At 65.0% G+C, this 17,808-nt stretch carries 18 protein-coding genes; 11 read left to right on the forward strand and 7 right to left on the reverse strand.

What is annotated here, in order from left to right; translation table 11 throughout:
* Positions 1-7: 7 nt before the first annotated feature.
* From I3J27_RS24135 to I3J27_RS24145, 3 genes are all read left to right on the forward strand, one after another.
* Positions 8-1,171, forward strand: a complete 1,164-nt coding sequence (locus I3J27_RS24135) for a M20 aminoacylase family protein (protein ID WP_270160882.1) — start codon at positions 8-10, stop codon at positions 1,169-1,171.
* A 2-nt stretch (positions 1,172-1,173) separates the two neighbouring features.
* Positions 1,174-2,595: an amidase gene (locus tag I3J27_RS24140; RefSeq protein ID WP_270160883.1), complete on the forward strand. Its 1,422-nt coding sequence runs from the start codon at positions 1,174-1,176 to the stop codon at positions 2,593-2,595.
* 120 nt (positions 2,596-2,715) lie between these two features.
* Positions 2,716-3,606, forward strand: coding sequence for a crotonase/enoyl-CoA hydratase family protein (locus I3J27_RS24145; RefSeq protein ID WP_270160884.1), 891 nt, complete (start codon positions 2,716-2,718; stop codon positions 3,604-3,606).
* Positions 3,607-3,709: 103 nt separating this feature from the next.
* Here the strand turns inward: I3J27_RS24145 and I3J27_RS24150 are convergent, their stop codons facing one another.
* Complete coding sequence (locus tag I3J27_RS24150; protein ID WP_270160885.1) at positions 3,710-4,687, reverse strand: NADPH:quinone oxidoreductase family protein; 978 nt, start codon at positions 4,685-4,687, stop codon at positions 3,710-3,712.
* A complete protein-coding gene (locus I3J27_RS24155) occupies positions 4,687-5,295 on the reverse strand; it encodes a 2-hydroxychromene-2-carboxylate isomerase (protein ID WP_270160886.1) in 609 nt (202 codons plus the stop codon). The genes I3J27_RS24150 and I3J27_RS24155 overlap by 1 nt, the downstream gene beginning before the upstream one ends.
* Before the next feature lie 109 nt (positions 5,296-5,404).
* Between I3J27_RS24155 and I3J27_RS24160 the strand changes: the two genes are divergently transcribed.
* Entirely contained in the window at positions 5,405-6,427 is a 1,023-nt protein-coding gene (locus I3J27_RS24160; protein WP_270160887.1) for a methionine synthase, read from the forward strand.
* Between the two features lie 20 nt (positions 6,428-6,447).
* Here the strand turns inward: I3J27_RS24160 and I3J27_RS24165 are convergent, their stop codons facing one another.
* The 3 genes from I3J27_RS24165 to I3J27_RS24175 all read right to left on the reverse strand — a co-directional run bounded on the left by I3J27_RS24165 (position 6,448) and on the right by I3J27_RS24175 (position 8,465).
* Positions 6,448-7,065, reverse strand: a complete 618-nt coding sequence (locus tag I3J27_RS24165; RefSeq protein ID WP_270160888.1) for a hypothetical protein — start codon at positions 7,063-7,065, stop codon at positions 6,448-6,450.
* Positions 7,066-7,172: 107 nt separating this feature from the next.
* Positions 7,173-7,700 carry a xanthine phosphoribosyltransferase gene (gpt, locus tag I3J27_RS24170; protein WP_270160889.1) on the reverse strand — a complete coding sequence of 176 codons (528 nt, stop codon included), beginning with the start codon at positions 7,698-7,700 and terminating at the stop codon, positions 7,173-7,175.
* A gap of 27 nt (positions 7,701-7,727) precedes the next feature.
* Positions 7,728-8,465: a competence/damage-inducible protein A gene (locus I3J27_RS24175; RefSeq protein WP_270160890.1), complete on the reverse strand. Its 738-nt coding sequence runs from the start codon at positions 8,463-8,465 to the stop codon at positions 7,728-7,730.
* 222 nt (positions 8,466-8,687) lie between these two features.
* On the opposite strand from I3J27_RS24175, the gene I3J27_RS24180 reads away from it, so the two are divergent.
* The 6 genes from I3J27_RS24180 to I3J27_RS24205 all read left to right on the forward strand — a co-directional run bounded on the left by I3J27_RS24180 (position 8,688) and on the right by I3J27_RS24205 (position 14,207).
* Positions 8,688-10,106, forward strand: coding sequence for a circularly permuted type 2 ATP-grasp protein (locus tag I3J27_RS24180; protein ID WP_270160891.1), 1,419 nt, complete (start codon positions 8,688-8,690; stop codon positions 10,104-10,106).
* A 4-nt stretch (positions 10,107-10,110) separates the two neighbouring features.
* Positions 10,111-11,055, forward strand: a complete 945-nt coding sequence (locus I3J27_RS24185) for an alpha-E domain-containing protein (protein ID WP_270160892.1) — start codon at positions 10,111-10,113, stop codon at positions 11,053-11,055.
* 59 nt (positions 11,056-11,114) lie between these two features.
* Positions 11,115-11,957, forward strand: a complete 843-nt coding sequence (locus I3J27_RS24190; protein ID WP_270172876.1) for a transglutaminase family protein — start codon at positions 11,115-11,117, stop codon at positions 11,955-11,957.
* Between the two features lie 195 nt (positions 11,958-12,152).
* Complete coding sequence (locus tag I3J27_RS24195; protein WP_270160893.1) at positions 12,153-12,560, forward strand: carboxymuconolactone decarboxylase family protein; 408 nt, start codon at positions 12,153-12,155, stop codon at positions 12,558-12,560.
* A 103-nt stretch (positions 12,561-12,663) separates the two neighbouring features.
* Complete coding sequence (locus I3J27_RS24200) at positions 12,664-13,422, forward strand: proteasome-type protease (RefSeq protein ID WP_270160894.1); 759 nt, start codon at positions 12,664-12,666, stop codon at positions 13,420-13,422.
* Between the two features lie 26 nt (positions 13,423-13,448).
* Entirely contained in the window at positions 13,449-14,207 is a 759-nt protein-coding gene (locus I3J27_RS24205; protein WP_211385151.1) for an SDR family oxidoreductase, read from the forward strand.
* A 209-nt stretch (positions 14,208-14,416) separates the two neighbouring features.
* Here the strand turns inward: I3J27_RS24205 and I3J27_RS24210 are convergent, their stop codons facing one another.
* Positions 14,417-15,682, reverse strand: a complete 1,266-nt coding sequence (locus tag I3J27_RS24210) for an MFS transporter (protein WP_270160895.1) — start codon at positions 15,680-15,682, stop codon at positions 14,417-14,419.
* A 133-nt stretch (positions 15,683-15,815) separates the two neighbouring features.
* Here I3J27_RS24210 and I3J27_RS24215 point away from each other — a divergent pair, with 133 nt between their 5' ends.
* Positions 15,816-17,066 carry a NupC/NupG family nucleoside CNT transporter gene (locus tag I3J27_RS24215; RefSeq protein WP_270160896.1) on the forward strand — a complete coding sequence of 417 codons (1,251 nt, stop codon included), beginning with the start codon at positions 15,816-15,818 and terminating at the stop codon, positions 17,064-17,066.
* 135 nt (positions 17,067-17,201) lie between these two features.
* Here I3J27_RS24215 and I3J27_RS24220 read toward each other — a convergent pair whose 3' ends face one another.
* Positions 17,202-17,729, reverse strand: a complete 528-nt coding sequence (locus I3J27_RS24220; protein ID WP_270160897.1) for a cupin domain-containing protein — start codon at positions 17,727-17,729, stop codon at positions 17,202-17,204.
* Positions 17,730-17,808: the final 79 nt, after the last annotated feature.

Here is a 17,808-nt window from a genome sequence, read left to right on the forward strand (position 1 = left end):
AGGACCCATGCCCACCATCGACCGCATCGACGGCTATGCCGACGAACTCACTGCTATCAGGCGCGACCTCCACGCTCATCCCGAGATCGGCTTCGAGGAAGTGCGCACCTCCGGCATCGTCGCCGACAAGCTGAAGAGCTGGGGCATCGAGGTGCATCGCGGCCTCGGCGGCACCGGCGTGATCGGCGTGATCAAGGGCAAGGGTTCGGGCGGCAAGCGCATCGGCCTGCGCGCCGACATGGACGCGCTGCCGATGGAAGAGAACACCAATCTGAAGTGGAGCTCGAAAATCCCCGGGCGCTTCCACGGCTGCGGCCATGACGGCCACACCACGATGCTGCTCGGCACCGCGCGTTACCTCGCCGAGACCAAAAACTTCGACGGCACCGTGCACCTGATCTTCCAGCCGGCCGAGGAAGGCCTCGGCGGCGCCCGCGCGATGATCAAGGACGGGCTGTTCGAGAAGTTTCCGTGCGACGAGCTTTACGGCCTGCACAACGCGCCCGACCTCAACCACGGCGAGATCGCGATCCTGCCGGGCCCCGCGATGGCCAGCGCCGACTTCTTCGACCTCCGCATCACCGGCTACGGCGCGCATGGCGCGATGCCCGAGCGCTCCAAGGACGCGGTGATCATCGCCACCACGCTGGCGCAGGCGATCCAGACCATCGTCAGCCGCAACGTCGAGCCACTCCAGGCCGCCGTCGTCTCGATCACGCAGATTCACGCCGGCTCCGCCTACAACGTCATTCCCGGCGACGCGCATCTTTGCGGCACCATCCGCACCTTCTCGAAGGAAGTCCGCACCCTGATCAGCGAACGCATCCGCACGATCTGCGCCGGCATTGCGAGCGCCTATCAGTGCGTGATCGACGTCGATATCCGCGACACCTTCAATGTGCTGGTCAACCAGGTCGAGCAGTCCAAGGTGGTCGAGGACGTCGCGCGCACCATCGTCGATCCCGCCAAGGTGATCACCCGCGCTCAGCCGAAGATGGGCAGCGAGGACTTCGCCGATATGCTGGAGACCATCCCCGGCGCCTATTTCTGGGTCGGCCATGACGGCTCGGTGCCCGTGCACAATCCCGGCTTCGTGCTCGACGACAAGATCCTGCCGATCGGCGCCAGCATGTTCGCCCGGATCATCGAAACCCGCATGCCGGTGGGTTAGCAATGCAGAAAAAGAGCGTCGAAGATGCCGTCACCTCGCTGCACGATCTGTCCGCGGTTGATCTGATCGCGGGCTATCGCGCCAAGCAATTCTCGCCGAGCGAGGTGCTGGAGGATTTGCTCGCGCATGTCGCTGCGTGGGAGCCGCATCTGAAGGCGCTCTATGCATTCGATCCCGACGGAGCGCGCGAGGCCGCAAAGGCCTCGACCGCACGCTGGACCGGCGGCGAGCCATCAGGCGCGCTCGACGGCGTGCCTGTCACGGTGAAGGACAACATCGCGACCAAGGGCGTGCCGGTGCCATTGGGCGCAGCGAGCGTCAAGCTGGTGCCGGCCGAGAAGGACGCGCCGCCCGCCGCGCGGCTGCGCGAGGCCGGCGCGGTCATCTTCGCGAAAACCACCATGCCGGATTACGGCATGCTCTCGTCGGGGCTCTCCAGCTTCCATGCGCTCGCGCGCAATCCCTGGGACCTGTCCAAAAACCCCGGCGGCTCCAGCGCGGGCGCGGGCTCTGCCGCGGCTGCCGGCTACGGTCCGCTGCATCTCGGCACCGACATCGGCGGCTCGGTGCGCCTGCCCGCCGGCTGGTGCGGTCTCGTCGGATTGAAGCCGAGCTTCGGCCGCGTGCCGATCGATCCCGTCTATGTCGGCCGCGTCGCCGGCCCGATGACCCGCACGGTCGACGATTGCGCGCTGATGATGAGCGTGATCGCCAAACCCGACCGGCGCGACGGCATGAGCCTGCCTGCCGAGCCGCTCAACTGGAAGGGCCCGGAAAAGTCGCCGCGAAAACTGCGCATCGGATTGATGCTCGATCCCGGCACCGGCCTGGCGCTGGAGAAACCGGTGCGCGAGGTCGCGGTGAAGGCTGCGAAGGCGTTCGAATCCGCCGGCAGCGTCGTCACCGAAGTCGACGGCATCCTCACCCGCGAGATGCTCGACGGCCTCGACAATTTCTGGCGCGCGCGGATGTGGGACGATCTGTCGAAGCTGACGCCGGCCGAGCAGGCCAAGGTGCTGCCCTACATCTTCGCATGGGGCGAGTCCGGCGCAAAACTGTCGGGCGTCGACGTCATTCGCGGCTTCAACCAGACCATGGCGATCCGCGCTGCCGCTGCAAAACTGTTTTGCGAGCTCGACTATGTGATATCGCCGACCGCGCCGAACGTGAACTATCCAGCGGAGTGGGCCTCGCCCACCAACGATCCGATGAAGCCGTTCGAGCACATCGCCTATACCGTGCCATGGAATATGTCGGAGAACCCCGCCGTCTCCATCAACGGCGGCTTCGACGCCAAGGGTTTTCCCATCGGCGTGCAGATCGTCGGCCGCCGCTTCGACGATATCGGCGTGCTCGGCATGGCCAAGGCGTTCGAGGGCCTGCGCGGACCGCAGCGGCCCTGGCCCAAGCCGCCGGCGCGCTAGCGTCTCAGCACAAGCGCGGGCCCAACCCGCGCATCCATCCTCTTCAAGAAGATGGATTGCCGGATCAAGCCCGGCAATGACAGAATTGATTCAAGAATACGAGGGAAGGGAAGAACGCCCATGGCGTACGAGACGATCAAATACGAGGTCGCCGAGCAGATCCTCACCATCACGCTGAACCGGCCCGACAAGCTCAACGCCTTCAACGCCAAGATGCAGGCGGAGTTGATCGACGCGTTCGACGCCGCCGACAAGGACGACGACGTCCGCGCCATCATCGTGACAGGTGCCGGTCGCGGTTTTTGCGCGGGCGCTGATCTGTCGTCAGGTGCGGACACGTTCGATCGCGACGCGCGCCGTGGGCCCGTCAAACGCTTTGCCGACGGCAAGGTCGATTACAGCGATCCGCAGGTGCGTGACGGCGGCGGACAGGTGACCTTGCGCATCTTCAAATGCCTGAAGCCGGTGATTGCCGCGGTGAACGGCCCCGCCGTCGGCATCGGCGTCACCATGCAGCTCGCGATGGATATCCGCATCGCCTCCGACGCCGCGCGCTTCGGCTTCGTGTTCTCCCAGCGCGGCATCGTGCCTGAGGCGGCCTCGAGCTGGTTCCTGCCACGCATCGTCGGCATCGCGCAGGCGCTGGAATGGTGCTATTCGGGCCGCGTCTTCCCGGCGCAGGAGGCGCTTGCCGGCCGTCTCGTCAGCAAGGTTGTGGCGCCGGATGATCTGCTCCCCACTGCGCGCGCACTCGCCAAGGAGTTCGCGGCCAAGACCGCGCCGGTGTCGGTCGCGCTGATCCGCCAGATGATGTGGCGCATGATGGGCGCCGACGATCCGATGGAAGCCCACAAGGTCGACAGCCGCGGCATCTACGCCCGCGGCCGCTCGGACGATGTGAAGGAAGGCGTGGTGTCGTTCCTGGAGAAGCGGCCCGCGCAGTTCAAGAACAAGGTGTCATCCGATATGCCGGACTACTTCCCGTGGTGGACGGAGCGGGAGTACAAGTGACGCTGTCGTAGGGTGGGCAAAGGCGCTCTTGCGCCGTGCCCACCACCTATCAACCAATATCAGAGTGGTGGGCACGCTTCGCTTTGCCCACCCTACGGCACCGTCACTCCATCACCAGCGCCACGCGTCCGATCGCCTTGCGGTCGAGCAACAACCGCATCGCCGTGGCATAATCTTCCAGCGGCAGGCGGTGCGAGATGTTCGGGCGCAGCTTGCCCTCCTCCGCCCATTGCAGCAGCGCCTTGAGGCGCACTTCGCCGAGCGCTGGATTTTTCCGCACGGCTTCGCCTGCCCTCACGCCAAGTACGCTGGCGCCCTTGATCAGCAGGAGATTGGTCTTCGCCGAGCCGATGCCGCCGGTGAAGCCGATCACCAGCAGCCGGGCACCCCAGGCAATGCAGCGCATCGAGTCCTCAAAGACCTGGCCCCCGACCGGATCGAACACGACATCCGCGCCGCGGCCGTCGGTGATGCGCTTGACGGCGTCGCGAAACGGCTCGCGGTCGTAGCGGACGAGATGATCGGCGCCGCGCGATTTCGCAATGGCGAGCTTCTCGTCGCTGGACGCGGTGGCGATCACGGTCGCGCCCAGCATCTTGCCGATCTCGACGGCCGCGAGACCCACGCCGCCGCCGGCGCCATGCACCAGCAACACCTCGCCGGGCTCAACCCGGCCGCGGTCGATCAGCGCGTGATAGGCAGTGCCGTGGCCGGCGAGATAGGTCGCAGCCTCCGCGTAGTCGAACGTCGACGGCATCGGCGTGAGTTGCGACGGCGTCACCACTGCTTCATCGGTGAAGGCGCCGTGGCGCATCTTCACGATGACCTTGTCGCCGACGGCAACGCCGCTCGCCTCCGCGCCGACCTCGGTGACATCGCCCGCAGCTTCCATGCCGGGCGTGAACGGCAGCTCCGGCTTGAGCTGGTATTCGCCGGCCGCCATCAGCACATCGGGAAAGTTCAGCCCCGCGGCACGGATCGCGACGCGCACCTCGCCCGGTTTCAGGGCGCGCGACGGAAACTCTTCCAGCCGCAAGGTTTCGGGCGCACCAAGTGCGCGGCAGACGACCGCCCGCACCATCAGGCCGCGCTCGCCTTGCTGCGCAGCAGTGCCTCGCGGATCAGCGGCAGGCGATCGTTGCCGAAATACATGTCGGTCTTGTTGACGAAGATCGTCGGCGAGCCGAACCCGCCGCGGGCGACGACCTCTTCCGTGTTGGCTTTGAGCTGATCCTTGATCGCCTGCTCCGAGATGCCCGCGAAGAATTTTGGTTCGTCGACACCCACCTTCCTGCAGATCTCGGCCAGCACCGCGTCCTGCGAGATGTCCTTGTCACCGCCCCAATAGGCCTCGAACAAGGCGGTCGCGAACGGCACCATCTCCTTGCCGAGCCAGATGCAGCCGCGCATCGCCTTCACGCTGTTCACCGGAAACACCGTCGGCGGCATCTTGATTGCGAGCCCTGCCGAGCGCGCCCAGTCGGCGAGATCCTTCTTCATGTAGCGGGCCTTCAGCGGCACCGGCGTCTCGCGCTGCGCGTAGACGCTTGGATTGACCGTGTTGAAGATGCCGCCGACTAGGATAGGCCGCCAGACGATCTCCGCGCCGACCTCCCTGGCCAGCGGCTGGATGTTGTGGAAGGCGAGATAAGTCCACGGGCTGGAACAGTCGAAGAAGAATTCGATCATGGCGTTTCCACTCCGGCGTCGCCGGCATCAAGGCGACTTTTGTTGTTCTGTACCTTGACGTTAAGACATGGCAGGAAGGGGCGCAACACAACCTACCGGGAGGGCCGCCATGCTGTTTCCAACCACGATCGCCGGCTCCTTGCCGAAGCCGGAATGGCTCGCCGAGCCCAACATGCTCTGGGCGCCGTGGAAATCTGGAGGTGACGAGCTTCTCCGCGCCAAGCGCGACGCGACCATGCTCGCCGTGAAGGTCCAGGAGGACGCCGGCATCGACATCGTCACCGAGGGCGAGCAGGCCCGGCAGCATTTCGTGCACGGCTTTCTGGAGAAGATCGAGGGCATCGATTTCGCCCACAAGGTCGAGATGGGCATCCGCAAGGACCGCTACAAGGCGATGGTGCCGCAGGTGGTCGCGCCGCTCCGGCTCAAGGGCCGCGTCCATGCCGACGAGGCGCGCGTTGCGCGCACGCATACCAAGAGAAAGCTGAAATTCACCCTGCCCGGCCCGATGACGATCATCGACACCATTGCGGATCGCTACTATGGCGACCGCGTGAAAATGGCTTTTGCCTTCGCCGATCTCCTGAACGAGGAAGCCAGGGCGCTGCAGGCCGACGGCGTCGATCTCGTGCAGTTCGACGAGCCCGCCTTCAACGTCTACATGGACGAGGTCAACGATTGGGGCATCAAGGCGCTGGAGCGGGCCGCACAGGGCCTCACCTGCGCCACCGCCGTGCACATCTGCTACGGCTACGGCATCAAGGCCAACACCGACTGGAAGGAGACGCTCGGCAGCCAGTGGCGCCAGTATGAGCAGATCTTCCCGGCGATCGACGCCAGCCCGATCCAGCAGGTCGCGATCGAGTGCCGCAATTCGAAAGTGCCGCTCGACCTGCTCGCGCTGCTCAAGAACAAGATCGTGCAGGCCGGCGTGATCGACGTTGCCAGTGACGAGGTCGAGACCGCGGAAGACGTCGTCAAGGTGATCGATGCGGTGTCGAAATTCGTGCCCAAGAGCAACATCATCGCTACCACCAATTGCGGCATGGCGCCGATGCGGCGCGAGATCGCGGAGGCCAAGCTGATGGCGCTCGGCGCCGGCGCCGCGCTGGCGCGCGAGAAGTTGGGGTGATGGCAAGGGCGACTGCTGTGCTAGTCCAACGCAGTCGGATGCAAGACTGGCCGGTAGCCGGCGTTCAATGTGCGCAGTGTCGAAGGCGGCGTCAGGAGCGCCGCTTCGCCAAGCTGACGCTCGACTGACGCGTAACCCGCCGCCGACCACAAGAGCGCCCTGCCCTGCGTCACCAGAAAACTCTCCTCGCCCTGCTGCACCATCGCGCCATCAGGAAGCAGGTCGAGAGCTACCAGCAGCGCATGCAGTCGTTTCTTGCCGTGGTCGAGCCGCTCGTGGTGCAGCACGGTGTCGATGTCGTGCATGCGGACGTCATGCACACGATTGCCTTTCTCCCATGCGGCGCGGAAGCGGTTGGCGTCGTCCTTGCGGCAGTAGAAACAGGGGCGATGCCCGGCCGCCAGCGCGGTGGCCTCATCGAGGAAGAACAGCTCGGTCCAGCTTCGCTGCGCCATCACCTCGCGGCGGCGGCCGCGGAATTCGCAGGTGCAGGTCAGCCAGGCCGGCGACGACCAGCGCTTCTTCAGAAGCGTCTTGGTCGCGGGATCATGGATAATGCCGCGGTTGCCTGTGAACAGGCCCCGGTGCGGGGTGGCGATGATGTCGCCGGTCGGCGTGACGCGATTTTGCAGGGGCATGGCTGCCTCCACTCGTCATTGCGAGGAGCGAAGCGACGAAGCAATCCAGAAACGTACCCGTGGAAGCAGTCTGGATTGCTTCGCTTCGCTCGCAATGACGGTGATCGTCACGCCGCCCCGTCGCGCAGCGGCGGGTGATAGGACAACGCGGTGTCCCAGGGGAAGAAGATCCAGGTGTCCTGCGAGACTTCCGTGATGAAGGTGTCGACCAGCGGGCGTCCCTTCGGCTTGGCGTAGACGGTGGCGAAATGCGCATCGGGCAGCATCTCGCGCACCAGTCTGCCGGTCTTGCCGGTGTCGACGAGATCGTCGACGATCAGGAGCCCCTTGCCGGTGCCGCCGCCGAGATTCATTGCCTGTTCGGAAATGCCCTTCAGGACCTGGAGTTCGCCCTGCTTGTCGTGGTCATAGCTGGCGATGCAGACCGTGTCGATCACGCGCACCCCTAACTCGCGCGCCACGATCGCGGCCGGCACAAGCCCGCCGCGGGTGATCGCGATCACGGCATGGAACGGGCCAACCTCGTTGAGCCGCCAGGTCAGCGCCCGGCAGTCCCGGTGGAACTGGTCCCACGAGACCGGAAAGGCCTTGCCGGCCTTCTCCTGCGCATTCAGTTCCGGTGCTTCACCAGCCATTGTCGTCTCCTGCTTAGTCTGCCGGTGCTAGCGGGTGATGTTCAATCCCGCCAGCATGTCCTTCACCGCCGCCATCGCCATTGCCAGCTTGTCCGCATCGCGCGAGCGCACCACCAGATTGGTGTTGGGCTTCTGCTCCTCGTCCATGAAGGGATAGCTGCCGATGATGGTGTCGGGATGGGCCGCGGCGATCGCCCGCAGCGGGCTGCCGATGTCGCCTTCGCGCGCATTGGCGCGGACCGATTCGGACAGCATGCGGACGCCCGATTTCAGCTTGGGCGAGACGATGTCCATCATCGCCTGCATGATCGAGGGCACGCCGGCCATCACGATGACGTTGCCGATCTTGAAGCCGGGCGCGAGGATGGTCGCGCTCTGGATCAGCTCGGCGCCGTCGGGGATGCGGGCCATGCGCAGGCGGGCCTCGTTGAGGTCCTGCTCGCTCCAGCGCTCGCGGAAACGGGCGACCACCTCCGGATGGTGATCGATGCCGACACCGAACGCCTTGGCGACACTGTCGGCGGTGATGTCGTCATGGGTCGGCCCGATGCCGCCGGTGGTGAAGACATAGGTGTAGCGATGCCGCAGTGCATCCAATGCGGCAATGATGTCGGGCTCGTCGTCGGAGACGACCCGGACTTCCTTCAGGTCGATGCCGATATTGGTCAGGTATTCGGCGATGAAGCCAATATTCTTGTCCTTGGTCCGGCCGGACAGGATTTCATCCCCGATGACCAGAATGCCCGCCGTGACGATCTCGCTCATGCCTTAAGTCCCTCACCTGTGGCGCCGACTTTGCCGAGGTAACGCGTTGAAGTCACGCGGTTTTGCTGCCGAAATAAGCAGACCCCAGCCATTTTTTCAGGCAAGCCGCCGGCCGTCCCCGCTAAATGCTGCCAGTCCATGCTTATCGCGCTGGCCCGGCCCTTGCTACCACATGAAAGTCATGCACTCTTGCCGCATGGCCACGGAGAACAGTCGGCATCTATGGCAGTCGCGTTTGACGAAATGAACATTCCCGGTGGGGACCTGCGCCCCGCCTATCAGGAGCTGGCACGCTGGCTCAAGGAGACGCCTCCCGAGGCGCTCGAATATCGCCGTCAGGAGGCCGAGCTCCTGTTCCGCCGCATTGGCATCACTTTCGCCGTCTATGGCGATTCGGAATCCACCGAGCGCCTGATCCCGTTCGACGTGATCCCGCGGATCATGTCCGGCAAGGAATGGGCGCTGCTGGAGAAGGGACTGAAGCAGCGCGTGCGCGCGCTCAACATGTTCCTGCGCGACATCTATCACGGCCGCGACATCCTGCGCGCCGAGATCGTGCCCGACGATCTGATCTTCCAGAACCCGGTGTTCCGGCCCGAGATGAACGGCCAGCAGGTGCCGCACGACGTCTACGTGCACATCGCCGGCATCGACATCATCCGGGTCGACGCCGAGGACTTCATCGTTCTCGAGGACAATGCGCGCACGCCCTCCGGCGTGTCCTACATGCTGGAAAACCGCGAGATCATGATGCGGCTGTTTCCGGATCTGTTCGCCCGCCACAGGGTGGCGCCGGTCGAACGCTATCCGGACGAGCTGCTCTCGGCGCTTCGTTCGGTCGCGCCGCATAGCGCCTCTGGCGAGCCGACGGTCGCCCTGCTCACGCCCGGCGTCTACAACTCCGCGTACTACGAGCACTCGTTCCTCGCCGACAAGCTCGGCATCGAGCTGGTCGAAGGCCGCGACCTCGTCGTCAAGAACAACGAAGTGTTCATGCGCACGACCGAGGGGGTGAAGCGGGTCGACGTGATCTACCGCCGCGTCGACGACGATTTCCTCGATCCCCTCACCTTCCGTCCCGATTCCGCGCTCGGTGTGCCCGGGCTGATGTCGGCCTATGCGGCCGGCAACATCACGCTCGCCAACGCCGTCGGCACCGGCATCGCCGACGACAAGGCGATCTACTCCTACATGCCGGAGATCGTGAAATTCTACCTCGGCGAGGAGCCGATCCTGAAGAACGTGCAGACCTGGCGCTGCCGCGAGCCGAAGGATCTCGCTTACGTGCTGGACAATCTCGGCGATCTCGTCGTCAAGGAAGTGCACGGCTCCGGCGGCTACGGCATGCTGATCGGCCCCGCCGCGACCAAGGCGACCATCGAAGCCTTCCGCGAAAAGCTCAAGCGCGAGCCGGAAGGCTTTATCGCCCAGCCGACGCTGGCGCTCTCGACCTGCCCGACCTGCACCGCCTCCGGCCTCGCGCCGCGCCACGTCGATCTCCGCCCCTTCGTGCTGACCGGCAGCAAGAGCACCACCATCGTGCCCGGCGGGCTGACGCGTGTTGCGCTGAAGGAAGGTTCGCTCGTGGTCAATTCGAGCCAGGGCGGCGGCACCAAAGACACCTGGATTTTGGACGAGTAGAGAGATGCTGTCGCGTACCGCCGAAAACCTCTACTGGCTCGCCCGCTACGTCGAACGGGCCGAATACCTCGCGCGCACCATCGATGCGACGCTTCGCGTCACCGCGCTTCCCGCCGCCTATGTCGGCAAGACCAACGAATGGGACTCGGCGCTGCTCACCGCCGGCGTCGCCGCAAGCTTCTACCGGACCTATGAGGAAGCCAACGAGCATAACGTCGTCGACTACCTCTCGTTCTCGGCGGACAACCCGTCCTCGATCCGGAACTGCATCGAGGCGGCGCGGCTGAACTCGCGCTCGGTGCGCACGGCGCTGACCAGCGAGATGTGGGACACCATCAACTCGGCCTGGATCGAGCTCCAGGCCGTCTGGAGCAAGGGCACCTCGACCCGCGAGGACCTCGCAAAATTCCTGCGCTTCGTGCAGGAGACCTCGCTGCGCTTCGACGGCTCGGCCTACCGGACCATGCTGCGCAACGACGCCTACTGGTTCTCCCGGCTCGGCCTGCACCTGGAGCGCGCCGACAACACGGCACGCATCCTCGATGTGAAGTATCATGTGCTGCTGCCCGAGGAAGAGCATGTCGGCGGCCCGCTCGACTTCTATCAGTGGAGCTCGATCCTGCGTTCGGTGTCGGCGCTGACGGCCTATCACTGGGTCTATCGCGAGACGCTCAAACCGTGGCTGGTCGCGGACCTGCTGATCCTCAACGGCACGCTGCCGCGCTCGCTTGCGAGCTGCTACGAAAATCTCACGCGCAACCTCGACCAGATCGGCGTCGCCTATGGCCGCCAGGGCCCGGCCCAGCGCCACGCCCGCGGCATCCGCAACCGGCTCGAACACAGCAATATGAACGACATCTTCCAGCACGGCGTGCATGAATTCATTCAGGAATTCATCGCGGACAATTCCAGGCTGGGCGAAATCATCACGAAGCAGTATTTGATCTGATACACGCAGTTGTTCCGGGGCGCGCGCCGCGCGAACCCGGAATGACGGAATCAAACACCATGCGCCTGCGAATCCTGCACACCACGACCTATCGCTACGAGCCGCCGGCCACCAGCGTGATCCAGATTCTGCGCATGACGCCGTGCAGCCATGACGGGCAATATGTGGCGGAGTGGCAGATCGACGTCTCGACCGACACCAAGCTCGACACCCACGAGGACGCGTTCGGCAACGTCACCCATGTGCTGTCCTGCGGGCCCGTCAGCGACATCAAGATCACCGCCGAGGGCCTGATCGAGACTCACGACACCGGCGGCGTGCTGCGCGGCGCCGACGAGCGTTTTCCAGCCGGCATGTTCCTGCGCGCCACCGACCTCACCACCGTCAATCCGGCGATGATTGCGGTCGCGCGGCAATTGCGCAGCGAGGCCGAGAGCGACACGCTCGGCTTCCTGCACACGCTGATGTCGCAAATCAGCGATCACATGACCTTCGACGAGGACCCGACCAACAGCGGCACCTCGGCGGCGGAAGCGTTCACGCTCAAGCGCGGCGTCTGCCAGGACTACGCGCATATCTTCATCGCCTGCGCCCGCAGCGGCGGCGTGCCGGCGCGCTTCGTCTCCGGTCATTTCCTGCGCTCCGACGGCACCGTGCATCAGGACGCCGGCCACGCCTGGGCGGAGGCTTACGTCGACGGCCTCGGCTGGGTCGGCTTCGATCCCGCCAACTGCATCTGCACCACCGACGCCCATGTCCGCATCGCGATCGGGCTCGACTATCTCGGCGCAGCCCCCGTGCGCGGCACCCGCTATGGCGGCGGCTCGGAGACGCTGACGGTGGCCGTGAAGGTCGAGCAGGCCGGCCGGCCCGGACAGTGGCAGAGCCAGACGCAGTCATAAGGACCGCGGCGAAAAAATCGTCAGGTGCCAAGAAAATCTTCAGGTGCCAGGTAGAGCCACAGGCAAGATGCCGTAGGGTGGGCAAAGCGAAGCGTGCCCACCGTCACGAGCACGCCGAGAATGATGGGCGCGGGGCAAGGGCGCCTTTGCCCACCCTGCGCAGCTCTGCTGATCCCGACCGACCGGAGACGAGCCATGGCAACTGTAAAACTGCTTTCGGACGATGAACTCTCCAGCGAGGCACGCGCCGTTTTCGACGACATCCGCAAGGTGCGGAAGTCCGATTTCGTCAACAATTTCTGGCGCACGCTGGCGCACGATCCGAAGACGTTGCGGCGGACCTGGGAGAGCATCAAGGAGGTGATGGCTCCCGGCGCGCTCGATCCCAAGGTCAAGGAAATGCTCTATGTCGCGGTGTCGATCGCGCATGGTTGCAGCTACTGCATCCATTCCCACACCGCAGCCGCACGGGCCAAGGGCATGACCGGGGCCGAATATGCCGAGCTGCTCGCCATCGTCGGCATGGCCGCGGAGACGAACCGGCTGGTCACCGCGCTCGGCGTTCCCGTCGACGAGGCGTTTCTCGTCGATGCGGCTGACTGAGGTCGGCGCGTCCCGGAATGACGACCTCCCCCCGGGAATCGGGGGTTTCATGGCCCCCCGAAATTGGCTAGTAATTCCGCGCAAACGCGTTCGGGGACTGGAAATGACCTATTGTTGCGGAATCCTGGTTCGGGACGGGCTCGTCATGATCGCCGACACCCGCACCAATGCCGGCCTCGACAATGTCTCGACCTTCCGCAAGCTGCATATCTTCTCGAAACCCGGCGACCGCATCATGGCGATCGCCAGCGCCGGCAACCTCGCCATCAGCCAGTCGGTGCTGTCGACGCTGACCGAAGGCCTGGAGGACCCCAACACGGGCGAGATCGAGACGCTGATGAACGCGCCGACCATGTTCCAGGCCGCCCAGCGCATCGGCCGGGCGATCCGGGCGGTGCACGCGACCGAGGGGCCGGCGCTGAGGTCCGAGGACGTGTCCTTCGACGTCTCCTTCCTGTTCGGCGGCCAAATCAAGGGCGCGCGGATGCGCCTGTTCATGGTCTACACGGCAGGCAATTTCATCGAGTGCACCACCGATACGCCCTACTTGCAGATCGGCGAGCACAAATACGGCAAGCCGGTGCTCGATCGCGCCATGCATTACGACGTCGAGCTCTACGAGGCGCTGAAGACCGGCCTGATCTCGATGGACTCGACCATGCGCTCCAACCTCGGCGTCGGACTGCCGATCGACGTGCTGGTGGTGCGCGCCGATGCCTGCGAGGCCGATCTCAACCACCGCATCGAGGCGGGCGAGCCTTATTTCCACGACCTTCGCTCGCGCTGGTCGGCGGCCCTGCGCGCCGCGCATCAGAACATTCCGCGGCCGCCCTACAAAAACGAAAAAGAACCCAAAACCTGACAACTTGAGAGAAAAGGCAGGAAACGATGAGTGAAGCAAAAAAGATCGCAGTGGTGACGGGCGCCGGCACCGGTGTCGGCCGCGCCGCGTCGCTGGCGCTGATGAACACCGGCTTCACCGTGGTGCTGGTCGGGCGCCGGCTCGACATGCTCGAGGAGACCGCGAAGCTCGGCCCCGCCGGCAAAAGCCTGTGCGTCACCGCCGACATGACCAAGCCGGACTCGATCGCCGCGCTGTTCGACAAGGTGAAGGCGACCTATGGCCGCCTCGACGTGCTCTTCAACAATGCCGGCATGGGCGCGCCGGCGGTGAACTTCGAGGATCTCAGCCTCGAGCAGTGGCAGGCGGTGGTGAACACCAACCTCACCGGCCCGTTCCTGTGCACCCAGCACGCCTTCCGCATCATGAAGGATCAGAGCCCGCGCGGTGGCCGCATCATCAACAACGGCTCGATCTCGGCGCATGCGCCGCGGCCGTTCTCGGCAGCCTATACCTCGACCAAGCACGCCATCACGGGCCTCACCAAGGCCTCGAACCTCGACGGCCGCATGTACGACATCGCGGTCGGCCAGGTCGACATCGGCAATGCCGCGACGCCGATGACGGACCGCATGGTCAACGGCCCCGGCGTGCTCCAGCCCGACGGCACCACCAAGCACGAGCCGCGCATGGATGCCAAAGCGGTCGGCGACGCCGTCGCCTATATGGCCGGCCTGCCGCTCGATGCCAACGTGCTGACCATGACCGTGATGGCGACCAAGATGCCGTTCGTGGGGCGGGGCTAAACTAAAAAACTGAAATACAACCCCATGCACAGTAGGCGTCAAGAGGACGCTTACTGTGCTCAGCTGCGCGCGTGACGCGAGTTAAGCCCCCGCGCTGCTTCAACAATCGTCATTGCGAGCGCAGCGAAGCAATCCAGAGTCTTTCCTCGGTGGGATTCTGGATTGCTTCGTCGCTTCGCTCCTCGCAATGACGGGGAAAGAGCGGAGGCCTACTCCAAGCTCTCCACCTGCCGCAGGCTGGGGAACAGCTTCATCCACAGCAGAGCCACGGCGACGGTGGCGACGCCGCCGAGCACGGCGGCCGGCATGGCACCGAACAGCGCGGCCGCGACCCCGCTTTCGAACTGGCCGAGCTGGTTGGAGGCGTTGATGAAGAGGAAGTTGACCGCGCCGACGCGGCCGCGCATCTCGTCGGGGGTGGCGAGCTGCACCAGCGAGAAGCGGATCACGACGCTGATCGTATCGGCCGCGCCGAGGATCGCGAGCGACAGCACCGACAGCCACATCCACTGCGACAGGGCGAACACGACGGTGGCGAGGCCGAACACGATCACGGCCTGAAACATGCGCAGGCCCACATGACGCGAGATGGCGTGGCGCGCCAGCACCATGGTCATCAGGAGCGCACCGACGGCGGGCGCCGCACGCAGCACGCCGAGACCGATCGGACCGGTCTGGAGGATGTCGCGGGCATAGATGGGCAAGAGCGCGGTGACGCCGCCGAACAGCACCGCGAACAGATCGAGCGAGATGGTGCCGAGGATCGCCGGGTTGCTGCGGATGAAGCGGACGCCGGCAAAGATGTTGTCCGCGTCCGTCCCCTCCTTGGCGACCGCCTGCGGTCGCGGCCGGATGAAGCCGGTCAGGATCATCCCCAAAATCCAGAACAGCAGCATCGCGGCATAGGCGAGGTGTGGCGCGATCGCGTAGGCGAAGCCGCCGAGCGCCGGCCCGGTGATGGTCGCGACCTGCGCTGCGCCACTCGACACGGCGGTGGCGCGCTGGAGCGATCCCTGCGGCGCGATCGCCGGCAACAGCGCCGCGGTGGTCGGGCTCTCGAAAGCTCCGGCGATGCCGAGCACGAAGGTGGCGATGAAGATCTGGACTTCGCTGACCGCGCCAAGATAAGTGATGATGCCGAGATAGAGCGCGGTCCCCGCTTCCACGAGCTGGCAGAGCTGGACCACGCGCTTGCGCTCGAACCGGTCGGCGGCGTGGCCGGCGACGAACACCAGCAGCGCCGTGGGCAGGAACTGCACGAGGCCGACCATGCCGAGGTCGAAGGCCGAGCCGGTGAGATCGTAGATCTGCCAGCCGATCGCGACCGCAGCGATCTGGCTGGAAAAGCGCGACAGGCTGCGCGAGAGCAGGAAGAACAGGAAGGCGCGGTGGGAGAGGAGTTCGCCGGCACGAACCGGCGGTTTGACCTGCACCGGCTGCGCTCCACTCAGCTCCTGGCTCACCTTCTGGACCATCCGCGTCTGATATTGACGAAACTCCGCGTGGCTGACGCGGGCCGGCTTGTCAACAGCGGGAGGCTCCGGTGTCCTTCCGGCATTGCGTTTGCAACGCACGCGCGGCCATAATCATTGGGGGTTTGGGGACATCATGCTGCGGCTGCAATCGGCACTCGGCGTTTTCGCATTGCTGTTGATCGCCTTCGCGCTGGCGGAGAATCGCCGCGCCGTCTCGCTGCGGCAGGCGGCGATCGGCCTCGTTGCGACCTTCGTCACCGCGATCGTGCTGCTGAAGGTGTCCGTGGTCGCGCGCGCGTTCGGCGCCATCAACGACGCGGTCGGTGCGATCTCGGCGGCCTCGCGCGCCGGCTCGTCCTTCGTGTTCGGCTATATCGGTGGCGGCACCCTGCCCTTCGACGTGAAGGTGCCGGGCGCCGACTTCATCCTGGCGTTCCAGGCGCTGCCGATCGTGCTGGTCATGAGCGTGCTGACGACGCTCTTGTTCTACTGGCGGGTGCTGCCCCCGGTCGTGCGCGGCATGGCCTGGCTGCTGGAGCGCACGCTGGGTGTCGGCGGCGCGGTCGGGCTCTCGACCGCGGCCAACATCTTTCTCGGCATGGTCGAGGCGCCGCTGTTCGTGCGGCCGTACCTCGCGCAGATGACGCGGAGCGAATTGTTCCTGGTGATGACCGGCGGCATGGCCGGCATCGCCGGCACGGTGCTGGTGCTCTATGCGACGTTCCTTGCTCCGCTCATCCCCGACGCGGCCGCGCATTTCGTCATCGCCTCCGTGCTGGGTGCGCCGGCCGCGATCCTCGTCAGCCTGATCATGGTCCCTGAAACCTCCGACCAGCGCACCGGCGGCATGCTGGAAGACCCCGACATGGAGGTCGCCAGCACGATGGATGCGATCGTGAAAGGCACCACCGCCGGCCTCGAGCTGCTGCTCAACATCGTCGCGATGCTGCTGGTTCTGGTCGCGCTGGTCTATCTCGTCAACGCGGTCCTCGGCCTGTTGCCCGAGATCGGCGGCGCCACAATCTCGTTGCAGCGTCTACTTGGACTTGTGATGGCGCCGGTGTGCTGGCTGATGGGATTGCCCTGGGACCAGGCGGTGACGGCTGGCAGCCTGATGGGCACCAAGACGGTGCTCAACGAATTGATCGCCTATGTCGACTTCTCGAAGCTCGCGCCCGATGCGCTCGATCCGCGCTCCCGCCTGATCATGCTCTACGCCATGTGCGGCTTCGCCAATTTCGCCAGCCTCGGCATCATGATCGGCGGCCTCGGCGTCATGGCACCGGAGCGGCGCGAGGAGATCAACGCGCTGGGGCTGAAGTCGATCGTGTCGGGGACGCTGACGACGTGCCTGATGGGCGCGGTGGTGGGGGTGTTGTCGTAGGAAGTCTCTCCGCCGTCATTGCGAGCGAAGCGAAGCAATCCAGAGATCTATCTGCGGAGATAGTCTGGATTGCTTCGTCGCAAGAGCTCCTCGCAATGACGAGGGGTGAGACGTTCGCGCCCTTCCCGACAGAGCCTACGCCTTCAACTCCACCGTCTTGAACTCCGCCGGCAGGATCACCTCCAGCAGCTCGACGTCATCCGAATAGTCCAGAATCATGTGCTTGATCTTCGGCGGCTGGGTCCATGCGCTGCCTTCCTTCATCAGGGTCTCGCCCTGGCCGTCCATGTAGGTCTTCACCCAGCCCTTGAGCACATAGACCATCTGGAATTCGACGTCGTGGAAGTGCAGCTTCGACACTTCGTTCGGATCGCAGGGACCTTGCAGCCGGATCACGTGCGCTTGCGCGAGGCCGTGGCTGGCTTCGGCGATGCCGAGGTCGCGGTATTTTGCGTAAGTCCGCAGGCCGTCGGCTTTGAAATCTTCCTCGCGGTGATGGCTGATGGCGATGCGCTGCTTCGGGCGGGCGGGTTTCCTTGGAGCAACAGTGCGCGCCTTCGATTTCACGGCCTTGCGTGCGGACGATCGCGTCGCCGCCTTGGCGCCACTCCGCTTCTTCACCGCGGTTTGCGCTGCGCTGCGCGATTTTGTTTTCTTGGCCATGGGCGGCCTCCCGTTGTTGTTATGGCGAGAGGCTAGCATGGAAACAGGTCTTGCAGGGTGGGCAAAGCGGAGCGTGTCC

Origin of the sequence: Bradyrhizobium xenonodulans (assembly GCF_027594865.1) — a bacterium.
Taxonomy (GTDB): Bacteria; Pseudomonadota; Alphaproteobacteria; order Rhizobiales; family Xanthobacteraceae; genus Bradyrhizobium; species Bradyrhizobium xenonodulans.

Excerpts from the sequence above, each read along its gene's own strand:
- I3J27_RS24135 (WP_270160882.1), top strand. The coding sequence starts at position 8 with ATGCCCACCATCGACCGCATCGACGGCTATGCCGACGAACTCACTGCT.
- I3J27_RS24140 (WP_270160883.1), top strand. The coding sequence starts at position 1,174 with ATGCAGAAAAAGAGCGTCGAAGATGCCGTCACCTCGCTGCACGATCTG.
- I3J27_RS24145 (WP_270160884.1), top strand. The coding sequence starts at position 2,716 with ATGGCGTACGAGACGATCAAATACGAGGTCGCCGAGCAGATCCTCACC.
- I3J27_RS24150 (WP_270160885.1), bottom strand. The coding sequence starts at position 4,687 with ATGGTGCGGGCGGTCGTCTGCCGCGCACTTGGTGCGCCCGAAACCTTG.
- I3J27_RS24155 (WP_270160886.1), bottom strand. The coding sequence starts at position 5,295 with ATGATCGAATTCTTCTTCGACTGTTCCAGCCCGTGGACTTATCTCGCC.
- I3J27_RS24160 (WP_270160887.1), top strand. The coding sequence starts at position 5,405 with ATGCTGTTTCCAACCACGATCGCCGGCTCCTTGCCGAAGCCGGAATGG.
- I3J27_RS24165 (WP_270160888.1), bottom strand. The coding sequence starts at position 7,065 with ATGCCCCTGCAAAATCGCGTCACGCCGACCGGCGACATCATCGCCACC.
- gpt (WP_270160889.1), bottom strand. The coding sequence starts at position 7,700 with ATGGCTGGTGAAGCACCGGAACTGAATGCGCAGGAGAAGGCCGGCAAG.
- I3J27_RS24175 (WP_270160890.1), bottom strand. The coding sequence starts at position 8,465 with ATGAGCGAGATCGTCACGGCGGGCATTCTGGTCATCGGGGATGAAATC.
- I3J27_RS24180 (WP_270160891.1), top strand. The coding sequence starts at position 8,688 with ATGGCAGTCGCGTTTGACGAAATGAACATTCCCGGTGGGGACCTGCGC.
- I3J27_RS24185 (WP_270160892.1), top strand. The coding sequence starts at position 10,111 with ATGCTGTCGCGTACCGCCGAAAACCTCTACTGGCTCGCCCGCTACGTC.
- I3J27_RS24190 (WP_270172876.1), top strand. The coding sequence starts at position 11,115 with ATGCGCCTGCGAATCCTGCACACCACGACCTATCGCTACGAGCCGCCG.
- I3J27_RS24195 (WP_270160893.1), top strand. The coding sequence starts at position 12,153 with ATGGCAACTGTAAAACTGCTTTCGGACGATGAACTCTCCAGCGAGGCA.
- I3J27_RS24200 (WP_270160894.1), top strand. The coding sequence starts at position 12,664 with ATGACCTATTGTTGCGGAATCCTGGTTCGGGACGGGCTCGTCATGATC.
- I3J27_RS24205 (WP_211385151.1), top strand. The coding sequence starts at position 13,449 with ATGAGTGAAGCAAAAAAGATCGCAGTGGTGACGGGCGCCGGCACCGGT.
- I3J27_RS24210 (WP_270160895.1), bottom strand. The coding sequence starts at position 15,682 with ATGGTCCAGAAGGTGAGCCAGGAGCTGAGTGGAGCGCAGCCGGTGCAG.
- I3J27_RS24215 (WP_270160896.1), top strand. The coding sequence starts at position 15,816 with ATGCTGCGGCTGCAATCGGCACTCGGCGTTTTCGCATTGCTGTTGATC.
- I3J27_RS24220 (WP_270160897.1), bottom strand. The coding sequence starts at position 17,729 with ATGGCCAAGAAAACAAAATCGCGCAGCGCAGCGCAAACCGCGGTGAAG.